This window comes from Mycobacterium sp. TH-M103, assembly GCF_057473785.1.
On the sequence record NZ_JBYCLG010000083.1, the window covers coordinates 1 to 12,756 of the forward strand.

Genomic DNA, 12,756 nt, shown 5'->3' on the forward strand with positions numbered 1-12,756 from the left:
CGCCGCATATTCTGACTACATATCTACGCCGGTTCAAAACCATCTACCCAGTTCAACAATCAGATAACGCCCGAAAGCAGTCGTAACTTCGGACTAACAGCAAAAACACGGACCGATTAGGAAGGAACAGCAAATGATGATGTGGCCAAATGCGTGGCCAACACGCATGAAAATGGCCCCCGGAGAAGTCGCCGGGGGCCATTTCCTCTGGTAGCGGGGACAGGATTCGAACCTGCGACCTCTGGGTTATGAGCCCAGCGAGCTACCGAGCTGCTCCACCCCGCGTTGGTGAATGCAAGGTTACCGAACGCGTGTCACTGCCGCCAAATCGCCAGGCGCGAACGCCGGGGCGGCGGGCACCCGGGTCGCGTGGCCTGGCGTCGCGGCTCGCTCGGCGGCGCGTCACAGGCGGCACCTCGGCGGCGCGCTCACCGATCACGAGAGCCGGCGACACCGGGCTGCTGCAACGCGAGCCGCTACTCCGGCCAGGAGTTGCGCAGGATGGTCTCGACGAAGTCCTCGCGCACGAACGCGGGATCGAAGTGCGCCAGGACGTCGGCGTTGACGGTGCCGAAGGTGCTGTGCGGGCGATGCTTCATGCCGTCGTTGAAGGCACCGACGATGCGCCGCTTGAAGTTCGGGCGTGGATGTGCGGCGGTGACCGCGTCGAGAGCGTCCGGGGACAGGTCGTCGCGGCCGATGCCCAGCACGTCGGTTTCGACCCCGGCTGTCACCAAGGCGATCTCGGGCCCCATGAACTCCGGGATGCCGGGACTCGTGTGTAAGGCGATGCTCAGCCAGACCTTGTCGGCGTCGGCCTTGTCGATGCCGCGCTCCAGCAGAAAGTCCCGGGCCGCGTTGGCGCCGTCCACCTCGAACCGCAACGTGGATCCGCGGTACCCCGCGGTCAGGCCCAGGTCGTGAAACATCGCCCCCACGTAGAGCAACTCCAGGTCCGGGTGCAGCCCGCGGCGAAGCCCCTGCAGCGCCCCGAACAGGAACACCCGCCGGGAATGGTCGAACAGCAGGTCGTCCTCGGCGGCGCGGACGAAGTCGGTGACGTCACGGGGTGTCGGGCACGGCGACGCCGGCAATGGTTTCGGCCGCCCGGATGGCCATGATCGGATCTCCTTCGGTTCGCGTGCGATCAGTGTGCCGCGCACCGCGCCGATCCGGCCCCGGCCATTGAGCCGTCCACCCCACAGATTGCGACACGACCGTCTTGTGCCGGCTTGGCCGAGGCGACACGATGAGCGGGTGGCGGATGCCGACACGATCCCCCGGGTGGTGGTGGTCGTCGTCGTCGACGGCGTCAAGCTGCTCGACGCGGTGGGCCCGGCCGAGGTGTTCGCCGAGGCCAACCGGTTCGGGCGCGGTACTCGCTGCAGATCGTCTCCGTCGACGGCCGCGACGTGCGAACCTCGATCGGCACGAAACTCTATGTCACCGGCGATGTTTCGTCGATCGAGGCGGCCGACGCCGTCGTCGTGGCGGGCAGCGACGAACTGATCTCCCATCCGATCGACCCCGCGCTGGTGCAGGCGCTGCGCGAGCGGACGCGGCGGCTCGCGTCGGTGTGCACGGGCTCGTTCGTCCTGGCGCAGGCGGGGCTGCTGGACGGCAAGCGCGCCACCACGCACTGGCGCCACACCGCACGCATGGCGCGCGCGTTCCCCGAGGTGGGGGTGGAACCCGACGCGATCTTCGTCCGCGACGGCGACGTCTTCACCTCGGCGGGCGTGTCGTCGGGCATCGACGCCTGGCCCTGGCGCTGGTCGAGATGGACCACGGCACCGAGCTGGTCCGCTCGGTGGCGCGGTCGCTGGTGGTGTACCTCAAACGCACCGGCGGGCAATCACAATTCTCCGTCCTGGTCGAGGCGGACCCGCCGCCGGGGTCCGCGCTGCGGGCGGTGACCGATGCGATCACCGCCGACCCCGGCGCCGACCACAGTGTGGGCAAGCTCGCATCCCGGGCCAACCTGAGCACCCGGCAGTTCCAGTCCGAGCTCGGCATGACCCCGGCCCGCTACGTCGAATGGGTGCGCATCGACATCGCCTGCGCGGCAATGGAATCCGGCCGCAGCGTCACCGAGACCGCCCGCATGGGCGGCTTCGGCAGCACCGAAACCTTGCGGCGCGTTTTCCTCAGCCACCTGGGCATCAGCCCGAAGGCCTACCGCGACGGGTTCCGCACCGCGGCGCGCAGCTGACGACGGCGTGGTCCGCGGCTACCGGCTGCCGGAGGACATGCAGCTCAACGGGCGTTCCCGCAACTGCCTGCCCTGGGACCTATTTGGCGTTGTTGTACTTGGTGATCGCGTCGTCGAGGCGCTGCAGCGCCGCGCCATAGGCGGCGAAGTCACCCTTCTTCTGGGCGTCCTTGACCGCGCTGAGCGCCGTCTGGATGTCCTGCAGGGCGGCAGCCTTCGCCGGGGACAGGGCCACCGACCCGTCCGGGGCCGGCGGCACCGCCTGCGGCGGCGAGGGGGCCGAACCCGGCGACCCGGGCGTCCCCGCCGGGGCCGGCTGACTTGCGGGAGGGCTTGCGGCGCCGCCGTTTTCGGTGGGCTGTATCCCAGTCGCGGCCGCGGCCGCACCGGGTCCGAACAATCCGGTCAGCGCATCGCCGACCGTGGGGCCGTAGCCGATCTTGTCGTTGTACATCATCGCCACCCGGATGAGTCGCGGGTACGACGAGGCGGCGTCGCTGGCGCCCGGCGATGCGTAGACCGGTTCGACGTACATCAGCCCGCCCTGGCCGATCGGCAGCGTCAACAGGTTGCCCCAGCGGATCCGGTTCTGGTTGTCGCGCCCGATCACGCCGAGGTCCTGGGACACCACCGGGTCGGTAGTGATCGCGTTGTTGGCCAGCTTGGGTCCGTTGACCTGCCCGGGGATGGTCAGCACCGTGATCTTGCCGTAGGTGGCGGGGTCGGAGCTGGCGCTGATGTAGGCCGCCAGATAATCGCGCTTGAACCGGTTCATCGCGCTCGTCAACTGGTATGACGCCGAATTGTCGTTCTTGGCAATATTTTTCGCAACGATGTAGAACGGCGGCTGGTAGCTGCTGGCGGTGGGGTTCGGATCCAGCGGCACATCCCAGAAATCCGAGGTGGAGAAGAACGTCACGGGGTCGTTGACGTGGTACTTGGCCAGCAGCATGCGCTGCACCTTGAAGAGGTCCTCGGGGTAGCGCAGGTGGTCGGCGAGCTCGGGGGTGATCTCGCTCTTGGGCTTGACGGTGCCGGGAAACACCCGCATCCAGGCCTTCAGCACCGGGTCGTTCTCGTCGTGCTGGTACAGCGTGACGGTGCCGTCGTAGGCATCGACGGTGGCCTTCACCGAGTTCCGGATGTAGGAGACCTGCTTGTCGGGTCCGAGTCGGTTGAACGCCACCTCGTTGGAGTCGGCGGTGGCCGACTCCAACGAGGTGAGCTGAGAGTACGGGTAGTTGTCCAGCGTGGTGTAGCCGTCGATGATCCACACCAGCCGCTTGTTGACCACCGCCGGGTACACCGCGCTGTCGGTGGTCAGCCACGGCGCCACCGCCTCGACGCGTGCCGCCGGGTCGCGGTTGAACAGGATTTTGCTGTTGGAGCCGATCACATTGGAGAACAAGAAGTTCCGCTCGGCGAACTTGGCGGCGAACACGCTGCGGGAAAGCCAGCTGCCGATCGGCACTCCGCCGAGGCCGGTGTAGGTGTAGTTCTTGGTCTCGTTACTGGTCTCGTAGTCGTATTCGCGGTCCGCCCCGTTGCGACCGACGATCGCGTAGTCGGCGGACGTGTTGGCGATCACCGGTCCGAAGTAGATGCGCGGCTGGTCCAGCGGGGCGGGCCCGTCGGATATCACGGCGCCGTTGGCGCCGACGACGTTGACCAGGAACTCCGGGTAGCCACCGTTCTGGTTGGGGTCGTTGGCGATGCCGCGCACCGTGTTGGCCGGCGAGGCGATGAACCCGTTGCCGTGGGTGTAGACGGTGTGCCGGTTGATCCAGTCCCGCTGGTTGTCGATCAGCCGGTCCGGGTTGAGCTCCCGGGCCGCGACCACATAGTCGCGCAGCGCGCCGGTGTGGTCGATGTAGCGGTCGACGGACAGCTGGTCGGGAAAGTAGTAGAAGTTCTTGCCCTGCTCGAACTGGGTGAACGCGGGGCTGACGATCGTGGGATCCAGAAGCCGGATGTTCGACGTGGTCGCGCGGTCGGAGGCGACCTGCTGGGCGGTGGCCCTGGCGTCGCCGGAGTAGTTGCGGTACGTCACGACATCGGAGGTCAGGCCGTACGCCTGGCGCGTCGCGGTGATGCTGCGGCTGATGTACTCGCTTTCCTTCTGCGCCGCATTGGGTCGGACGCTGATCTGCTCGACGATCAACGGCCAACCGGCACCCACGATCAACGACGACAGCAGCAACAACACCAGGCCGATGGCCGGAATGCGCAAGTCCCGGAACGTGATCGCGGAGAACACCGCGGCGGCGCAGATCAGCGCGATCGCCATCAGGATCAGCTTCGCCGGCAGCACGGCGTTGATGTCGGTGTAGCCGGCACCGGTGAACGGCTTACCGCCGCGGGTGTGCGACAGCAACTCGTAGCGATCCAGCCAGTACGCGACGGCCTTGAGCAACACCAGCGTCCCGACCAGGCTGACCAACTGGATGCGCGCCGAGCGGCTCAGCGCGCCGCTGCGGCCCGACAGCCGGATCCCGCCGAACAGGTAATGCACCAGCACGTTCGCCACGAACGCCAGGAACACCGCGACGAACAGGTAGCTGAGCACCAGCCGGTAGAACGGCAGTTCGAACGCGTAGAAGCCGAGGTCCTTGCCGAACTGCGGGTCCCTGATGCCGAAGTCGCCGCCGTGCAGGAACAGCTGGATGCGCACCCAGTAGCTCTGCGCGACGATGCCGGCCAGCAGCCCGATCGCGACGGGCACCCCGATGCCGACCAGGCGCAGCCGGGACACCACCACGGTGCGGTAGCGCGCCACCGGGTCGCCCTCGTTGCTCGGGACGAACACCGGGCGGGTCCGGTAGGCCAGCGCCAGCCCGCCGAACACGATGCCACCAACGAGCAGACTGGCGACGAGGAACACCACCAGGCGGGTGACCAGCACGGTGGAAAACACCGAACGGTAGCCCAGCTCGCCGAACCACAGCCAGTCGACGTACGCGTCGATCAGTCGCGGGCCCGCGAGCAGCAGGGCGATCACGCCCAGAGCGATCATGATCAGAATCCGGCTGCGCCGGGTCAGCTTCGGCATTCTTGCGGTGGGCCGCATCCCCACTGGCTACGCTCCTGATCGACTCGGCCGGCGGGTGGCCGACCCCATCCCGCTTGGACAGTTCCTGGCAGTTAGCTGTGTTTCCACGGATTTGTCTAGACGGTCACAACTGTACGCACCTGCACTTCCGCGCGGCCCGCGTCGTCGGGGGCTGCCCGCTAGCACGCCGGCGGCTGTCCCCCCGCGGTGATCGTGTGCAGGGCGTCGACCGCCTCGCTGAGCGTGTCGACCTTGACCAGGCGCATGCCGGTCGCGTTGTCCGAACTCGCCTCGTAGCAGTTTTTCGCGGGCACCAAAAAGACCGTGGCACCGGCCTCATGCGCGGCGACCATCTTGTGCGTGATGCCGCCGATCTGCCCCACCTTGCCGTCGACGGAGATGGTGCCCGTCCCGGCGATGAACTTCGAGCCGGCCAACTCCCCGGTGGTGAGCTTGTCGACCACCGCCAGGCTGAACATCAGCCCCGCGGACGGCCCCCCGATGTTGGCCAGGTTGAAGGTCACCTTGAACGGCGCCCACGGCGCATCGAGCACGGCAACACCCATGAAGCCGTAGTCGCGATCCTTGTTGGCGCCGAGGGTGATCTGGGCCACGCCGGCCGGCTCGTTCTTGCGGCGGAAGTCGATCGTCACGACCTGGCCGGGTTTGGTGCGCTTCAAGAATCCGGTGAACGCCTCGACGTCGGCCACCGGGACGCCGTCGACGGCGTCGACCGCGTCGCCGGGCTTCAGCTTGCCCGCCGAGGGGCCGGGATCGCTGACCTTCGCGACGGTGACCGCGGACGGGTACTTCAGATACCCCAGCGCGGCGTACTCGGCGCTCTGCTCGGACTGCTTGAAATCGGCGTCGTTGTCCTTGTCCACCTCTTCGCGCGACTTGCCCGGCGGGTAGACGACGTCGCGCGGCACCAACTGTTCCTGCCCCGAAAGCCACAGCGTCAGAGCCTCTCCCAACGACAGATCGTCGCGCTGCGACACTGTCGTCATGTTGAGGTGCCCAGTCGTGGGGTGGGTGAGGGCGCCCTGAATCTGCACCACCTGCTTGCCGTCCACCTCGCCGAGCGTGTCGAAAGTGGGCCCGGGCCCCAGCGCCACGAACGGGACCGTCACCACCGCCAGCAGCAACCCGAACACCACGACCGGCGCCAGCGCGACCGTCAAGGTCAGAATCCGCCTATTCACGCCGATCACACTAGACGGGCCCGCGTGGGTCTCTTTCAGCTACGAGCGTGACCCGGGATCCCACGTTGCGAGCCGGTGATGAGTACCGTTGGGGTCATGGCTGACCTGCCTTTCGGCTTCTCGTCGGGAGACGATCCCGACCGCGACAGGAAGAAGGACCCCGATTCCGGGTCGGGCGCCTCCGACCCGTTCGGCGCGTTCGGCTTCGGCGGCGATTTCGGCATGGGCGACCTGGGCCAGCTCTTCACCCAACTAGGTCAGATGTTCAACAGCGCGGGCACCGTCATGGCCGGGGGCAAAACCTCGGGCCCGGTCAACTACGAACTGGCGCGCCGGGTCGCCGCCAGCTCGATCGGGTTCGCCGCCCCGGTCCCCGCCACGACGAACGCGGCAATCGCGGACGCGGTCCACCTGGCCGAGACCTGGCTGGACGGGGCCACGGCGCTGCCCGCCGGCACCGGCAAGGCGGTGGGTTGGTCGCCGAGCGACTGGGTGGACAACACCCTGGAAACCTGGAAGCGGCTGTGCGATCCGATGGCCGAGCAGATCTCGTCGGTGTGGGCGTCCTCGCTGCCCGAGGAAGCCAAGAGCATGGCGGGACCGCTGCTGGCGATGATGTCCCAGATGGGCGGCATGGCGTTCGGTTCGCAGCTGGGCCAGGCGCTGGGCCGGCTGTCCCGCGAGGTGCTGACCTCCACCGACATCGGTCTGCCGCTGGGACCCAAAGGCGTGGCCGCGATCATGCCGGAGGCCGTCGAAGAGTTCACCAAGGGGCTCGAGCAGCCGCGCAGCGAGATCCTGACGTTCCTGGCGGCCCGCGAGGCCGCGCACCATCGGCTGTTCAGCCACGTGCCGTGGCTGGCCAGCCAGTTGCTGGGCGCGGTCGAGGCCTACGCGCGCGGCATGCAGATCGACATGAGCGGAATCGAGGACCTGGCGCGCAACTTCGACCCGGCGTCGCTGGCGGATCCCGCGGCTATCGAGAATCTGCTCGGCCAGGGTGTCTTCGAGCCCAAGGCGACACCGGCCCAGAAGCAGGCGCTGGAACGCCTCGAGACGCTGCTGGCGCTGATCGAGGGGTGGGTGCAGGTGGTGGTGACCGCGGCGCTGGGCGACCGGATCCCGGGCACGGCCGCGCTCTCGGAGACGCTGCGCCGCCGCCGGGCCAGCGGCGGCCCGGCCGAGCAGACGTTCGCGACGCTGGTCGGCCTGGAACTGCGGCCCCGCAAGCTGCGGGAGGCCGCCGCGTTGTGGGAGCGCCTGACGCAGGCAGTGGGCGCCGACGCCCGCGACGCCATCTGGCAGCACCCGGACCTGTTGCCCTCCGCCGAGGACCTCGACGAGCCGGCCGGGTTCATCGACCGGATCATCGGCGGGGACACCAGCGGCATCGACGAGGCGCTCGCCCAGTTCGAGAAGGACAGCGACGCCGACGGCGGTCCTGTGGACAACTGAGTGGGGCCGCCGCGCCCGGCGTGGCACAGTCTCGACTCATGTCCCCGGTGCTGGCTTCCGCCCGTTACGCGCTGGACCCGGCGATGCCGGTGTTACTGCGGCCCGATGGTGCGGTCCAGGTGGGCTGGGACCCCCGCCGCGCCGTCCTGATCCAGCCGCCGGCCGGGCTGGCCGCCACGGACCTCGCCGAGCTGCTGCTGTCCATGCGATCACCGACGCCGCTGCCCGAGCTGCAGCGCCAGGCCCTCGAGCGCGGGCTGGACGATCCCGACGGGCTGACCGGCCTGGTGGCGCAACTCGTGGGCGCCGGCGTCGCCACCGAATGCCGGCGGCCCGACGGCCGGACGGCGACGATCCGAGTGCACGGCCGGGGGCCCCTGTCGGACCTGCTGGTGGAGTCGCTGCGCTGTTCCGGAGCCCGGATCGCGCACAGCAGCCAGCCGCACGCGGCGATGTCGGGCGCCGCCGTGGATCTGGTCGTGCTGGCGGACTACCTGGTCGCCGACCCGCGCATGCTGCGCGAGCTGCACAAGCGGAAAGTGCCGCACCTGCCGGTGCGCGTGCGCGACGGCATCGGGCTGGTCGGGCCGCTGGTCATCCCCGGGGTGACCAGCTGCCTGGGCTGCGCGGACCTGCACCGCCGCGACCGAGACGCGGCGTGGCCGGCGATCGCCGCGCAGTTGCGCGACGCCGTCGGGGTCGCCGACCGCCCGACCCTGCTGGCCACGGCGGCGCTGGCGCTCAGCCAGGTCAACCGCGTGATCGCCGCGGTCCGCGGCCTGCAGGCGGCACCCGACCCCGGCCCGCCGCAGGCGCTGAACGCCACGCTGGAATTCGACCTCGCCGCCGGCGCCCTGGTGGCGCGCCAGTGGAGCAGGCATCCGCTGTGCTCCTGCTGACGCGGCGGCGGGCCGGGACGGCTACCCCAGTCGTCCCTGCTCCGGCACGTTCGTCGCCACCGAGGCGTACGCCCTGGCGAGCTCGTCCAGCGCCGCCGAGGTCAACGTCCCTTCTTTGCGGTTCTTGTCCAGCGCCTCGATGATCGCCCTGAACAGGGCCTCGGCGGCGTCGTGCTGCGCCTGCTTTGCTGCCATGACTTTCCCGGTCCACCCTTCGGATGCGAGTGCCGCCCAGTCGCGGGACTGCGGCCTGCACAGCACAACCTACGGCCCGGCGCCGGCGGCCGGGCGCCGGGTTGTTGCGAGATCAACACCCCCGCGGGACCGACCGTCGTGGATGATAGGTGTGTGGCAGACATCAAACGCGGCCGTGCTGCGCGCAACGCGAAGCTGGCCAGCATCCCGGTCGGCTTCGCCGGCCGGGCAGCCCTCGGCTTCGGCAAGCGGCTGACCGGCAAGTCCAAGGACGAGGTCCAGGCCGAGCTGATGGAGAAGGCCGCCAACCAGCTGTTCACCGTTCTCGGTGAACTCAAGGGCGGCGCGATGAAAGTGGGCCAGGCCCTCTCGGTGATGGAAGCCGCGATCCCCGAGGAGTACGGCGAGCCCTACCGCGAGGCCCTGACCAAACTGCAGAAGGACGCCCCGCCGCTGCCCGCCCACAAGGTTCACCGGGTGCTCGACGCCCAGCTGGGCACCAAGTGGCGGGACCGGTTCAGTTCGTTCAACGACACGCCGGTGGCCTCGGCCAGCATCGGCCAGGTGCACAAGGCGGTGTGGTCGGACGGCCGCGAGGTGGCCGTCAAGATCCAGTACCCCGGCGCCGACGAGGCGCTGCGCGCCGACCTCAAGACCATGCAGCGCATGGTCGGCGTCGTCAAACAGCTCGCCCCCGGCGCCGACGTCCAGGGTGTCGTCGACGAACTGATCGAGCGCACCGAGATGGAACTCGACTACCGGCTGGAGGCCGACAACCAGCGCGCCTTCGCCAAGGCCTACCAGGGGCACTCGCGGTTCGCGATACCGCACGTGGTGGCCAGCGCCCCCAAGGTGGTGGTCCAGGAGTGGATCGAGGGCCTGCCGATGGCGGAGATCATCCGCCACGGCACCCCTGAGCAGCGCGACCTGATCGGCACCCGGCTACTCGAACTCACCTTCGACGCGCCGCGCCGGCTGGGCATGCTGCACGGCGACGCCCATCCGGGCAACTTCATGTTGTTGCCCGACAACCGGATGGGCGTCATCGACTTCGGGGCCGTCGCCCCGCTGCCCGGCGGCTATCCCATCGAACTCGGGATGACGATCCGGCTGGCGCGCGACAAGAACTACGACCTGCTGCTGCCCACGATGGAAAAGGTCGGCTTCATCCAGAAGGGCCAGCAGGTTTCGGTGCGCGACATCGACGAGATGCTGCGCCAGTACGTCGAGCCCGTGCAGGTCGACGTCTTCCACTACACCCGCAAGTGGCTGCAGAAGATGACCTACAGTCAGATCGACCGGTCGGTGTCGCAGATCAAGACGGCTCGGCAGATGGACCTGCCGCCCAAGCTCGCGATCCCGATGCGCGTGATCGCGTCGGTGTCGGCGATCCTGTGCCAGTTGGACGCCCATGTGCCGATCAAGGCGCTGTCGGAGGAACTGATCCCCGGCTTCGCCGAGCCCGACACCGCCGTCGTCTAGGCGGCGGCCTCATCCTTGCGGGGACGCCCGCGCGGACGTTTGCAGCTCACAACCGCGCCGCGGTGCAGGATCTCGCCGCCCCACACACCCCACGGTTCGGCCCGCTCCAGGGCCGCGGCCAGGCACTCGCGGCGCAGCGGGCAACTGCCGCACAGGGTCTTGGCGCGCTCGAGGTCGGCGGCGGTCTCGGCGAACCAGAGGTCGGGATCGCCGGCGTGACACGGCAGGGATTGTCTGCGGGGCCGTCTGGGGACCGTCGCTGCCGACATGTCCGTTCACCTGCTTTCTGGTCGGGGTGCTGGTGATCCGGGCCAGAGTGCGGACAGTCGAGAAAACTGTGGCCACGGATCCTGGTGACTGCGGGTCCGTGGCCTCGAGGGGATGGGGTCTGGTTAGGGAGAACCCCGGTGCACGGACGGGCGAGTCGCGGCGGCGGCGCGGTGCTTGGCTTGCTTGCCCCGGGCCGCCGGCGCGGCGGCGTGGGCGGCATGCAGGGTACGCATGGTCAGCATCGCGGCCGCCCTCCTCTCGTCGTGCCTGACTGAGGGTAAACGGCCGCCGGCACCGACCGCAATCGATTTTCTAGCTGCGGGTTCGGCCGTCAGCCGCCGCGCACCATGGCCAGCACGTCGGGTCCGTACTGTTCGAGCTTGCGCGCGCCGATGCCGGGGATCGCGATCAGGGCCGCCTCGTCCGCCGGCCGCAGTTCGGCGATCGCGATCAGCGTGTTGTCGGTGAAGACGACGTAGGCGGGCACGTTCTGTTCCTTGGCGGTGTCCAGCCGCCAGGCCTTGAGCCGCAGCAACAGGTCCTCGTCGACGTCGGCGGCACAGGTCTCGCAGCGCGAGAGCATGACGGCCGCCGGGGTGGTCAGGTTGTTGTTGCAGATCCGGCAGCGGGTCGGCGTCGCCTTGGCGCGCCGCGACTTGGCCGGCGCAGCGGCGTCGGCGCGGGCCTGCGGCGCGATGCCGTTAAGGAACCGCGACGGCTTGCGGCCCTGACGCCCGCCCGGGCTGCGCGCCAGCGCCCAGCTGAGCGCCAGATGCACCCGCGCCCTGGTGATGCCGACGTACAGGAGCCGGCGCTCCTCCTCGACGGCCTCGCTGTCGGGCCCGCGCGCCAACGCGTGCGAGATCGGCAGCGTGCCGTCGGCCAGGCCGACCAGGAACACCGCGTCCCACTCGAGACCCTTGGCTGCGTGCAGCGAGGCCAGCGTGACCCCCTGGACCGGCGGCGGGTGCCGCGCGTCGGCGCGGGTCCGGAGCTCGGCGAACAGGGCCGGAAGCGTCAGCTCCGGGCGCTGCGCCACTTCGTCGTCGACCAGCGCGGCCAGCGCGTTCAGCGCGTCCCACCGGTCCCGCGCCTTGCTGCCGGCCGGCGGTTCGGCGCTCAGGCCCAGCGGATCCAGGACGGCGCGCACCACCTCGGGCAGGGGGCCCTCGGAGCCGCGTTCGGCCGCGCGCTGCAACGCCAGCAGCGACTGCTTGACCTCCTGGCGGTTGAAGAACCCCTCGCCGCCGCGGACCTGGTAGGCGATGCCCGCCTCGGTCAGCGCCTCCTCGTAGACCTCGGACTGCGCGTTGACCCGGTACAGCACGGCGATCTCGCCGGGGGCGGTGCCGGCCTCGATCAGCCGCGAGATGGACGCCGCGACCGCGGCGGCCTCGGCGGGCTCGTCGGGATGCTCGCGGAACGACGGGGCCGGGCCGGGTGCGCGCTGACCGGTCAGCTGCAGCTTGCTGCCGGCGACCCGGCCGCGGGCCGCGGCGATCACTTGGTTGGCCAGCGACACCACCTGCGGGGTCGAGCGGTAGTCACGCTCCAGGCGCACCACCGTGGCGTCGGGAAAGCGCCGCGAGAAGTCGAGGAGGAAGCGGGGCGAGGCCCCGGTGAACGAGTAGATGGTCTGGTTGGCGTCGCCGACGACGGTCAGGTCGTCCCGCTCGCCCAGCCAGGCCGACAGCACCCGCTGCTGCAGCGGGGTGACGTCCTGGTACTCATCGACGACGAAGCAGCGGTAGCGGTCGCGGAACTCCTCGGCCACGGCCGCGTCGTTCTCGATCGCCGCCGCGGTGTGCAGCAGCAGGTCGTCGAAATCGAGCAGCGTGACCGTCTCGTCGCGGACCTTGAGCGCCTCGTAGGCGGCGTACACGGCCGCCACCTGCGCGGCGTCCAGCGGGGTGTCGCGGCCCGCGGCGGCCACCGCGCCCGGGTACTCCTCGGGGCCGATCAGCGAGGCCTTGGCCCACTCGATCTCGCCGG

At 69.5% G+C, this 12,756-nt stretch carries 8 protein-coding genes, 1 tRNA gene and 2 pseudogenes; 4 read left to right on the plus strand and 7 right to left on the minus strand.

The features are described from left to right. Positions 1-208 precede the first annotated feature (208 nt). Both AC2VOR_RS04800 and AC2VOR_RS04805 read right to left on the minus strand, forming a co-directional pair. Positions 209-285 (minus strand) — tRNA-Met (locus AC2VOR_RS04800). A 191-nt stretch (positions 286-476) separates the two neighbouring features. Further along, a pseudogene (locus AC2VOR_RS04805) lies at positions 477-1,119 on the minus strand (HD domain-containing protein). Between the two features lie 156 nt (positions 1,120-1,275). On the opposite strand from AC2VOR_RS04805, the pseudogene AC2VOR_RS04810 reads away from it, so the two are divergent. Further along, positions 1,276-2,212 (plus strand): annotated as a pseudogene (locus AC2VOR_RS04810) (GlxA family transcriptional regulator). A gap of 79 nt (positions 2,213-2,291) precedes the next feature. Here the strand turns inward: AC2VOR_RS04810 and AC2VOR_RS04815 are convergent. Continuing rightward, complete coding sequence (locus AC2VOR_RS04815; RefSeq protein WP_369740013.1) at positions 2,292-5,285, minus strand: UPF0182 family protein; 2,994 nt, start codon at positions 5,283-5,285, stop codon at positions 2,292-2,294. Positions 5,286-5,440: 155 nt separating this feature from the next. Then, the gene (locus AC2VOR_RS04820) at positions 5,441-6,463 is read right to left on the minus strand and encodes a YlbL family protein (RefSeq protein WP_369740014.1); all 1,023 of its coding nucleotides are present in this window, start codon (positions 6,461-6,463) and stop codon (positions 5,441-5,443) included. A 78-nt stretch (positions 6,464-6,541) separates the two neighbouring features. Between AC2VOR_RS04820 and AC2VOR_RS04825 the strand changes: the two genes are divergently transcribed. Next, positions 6,542-7,918 carry a zinc-dependent metalloprotease gene (locus AC2VOR_RS04825; RefSeq protein WP_369740016.1) on the plus strand — a complete coding sequence of 459 codons (1,377 nt, stop codon included), beginning with the start codon at positions 6,542-6,544 and terminating at the stop codon, positions 7,916-7,918. 38 nt (positions 7,919-7,956) lie between these two features. Beyond that, a complete protein-coding gene (locus AC2VOR_RS04830; RefSeq protein ID WP_369740018.1) occupies positions 7,957-8,817 on the plus strand; it encodes a cyclodehydratase in 861 nt (286 codons plus the stop codon). 21 nt (positions 8,818-8,838) lie between these two features. On the opposite strand, the gene AC2VOR_RS04835 is transcribed toward AC2VOR_RS04830, so the two are convergent. Next, complete coding sequence (locus tag AC2VOR_RS04835; protein WP_369740020.1) at positions 8,839-9,012, minus strand: hypothetical protein; 174 nt, start codon at positions 9,010-9,012, stop codon at positions 8,839-8,841. 138 nt (positions 9,013-9,150) lie between these two features. Between AC2VOR_RS04835 and AC2VOR_RS04840 the strand changes: the two genes are divergently transcribed. Beyond that, a complete protein-coding gene (locus AC2VOR_RS04840) occupies positions 9,151-10,494 on the plus strand; it encodes a macrolide-binding ATPase MABP-1 (RefSeq protein WP_369740021.1) in 1,344 nt (447 codons plus the stop codon). Here the strand turns inward: AC2VOR_RS04840 and AC2VOR_RS04845 are convergent. Both AC2VOR_RS04845 and AC2VOR_RS04850 read right to left on the minus strand, forming a co-directional pair. Beyond that, positions 10,491-10,763, minus strand: a complete 273-nt coding sequence (locus AC2VOR_RS04845) for a WhiB family transcriptional regulator (RefSeq protein ID WP_369740023.1) — start codon at positions 10,761-10,763, stop codon at positions 10,491-10,493. The genes AC2VOR_RS04840 and AC2VOR_RS04845 overlap by 4 nt on opposite strands. Before the next feature lie 332 nt (positions 10,764-11,095). Further along, positions 11,096-12,756, minus strand: a 1,661-nt coding sequence (locus tag AC2VOR_RS04850) for an ATP-dependent DNA helicase UvrD2 (RefSeq protein WP_486963290.1), incomplete at its 5' end; no start/stop codon positions are given.

What these genes read in the sequence shown, in the direction of transcription:
- AC2VOR_RS04825 (WP_369740016.1), top strand. Translation starts at nt 6,542, where the DNA reads ATGAGTACCGTTGGGGTCATGGCTGACCTGCCTTTCGGCTTCTCGTCG.
- AC2VOR_RS04835 (WP_369740020.1), bottom strand. Translation starts at nt 9,012, where the DNA reads ATGGCAGCAAAGCAGGCGCAGCACGACGCCGCCGAGGCCCTGTTCAGG.
- AC2VOR_RS04830 (WP_369740018.1), top strand. Translation starts at nt 7,957, where the DNA reads ATGTCCCCGGTGCTGGCTTCCGCCCGTTACGCGCTGGACCCGGCGATG.
- AC2VOR_RS04845 (WP_369740023.1), bottom strand. Translation starts at nt 10,763, where the DNA reads ATGTCGGCAGCGACGGTCCCCAGACGGCCCCGCAGACAATCCCTGCCG.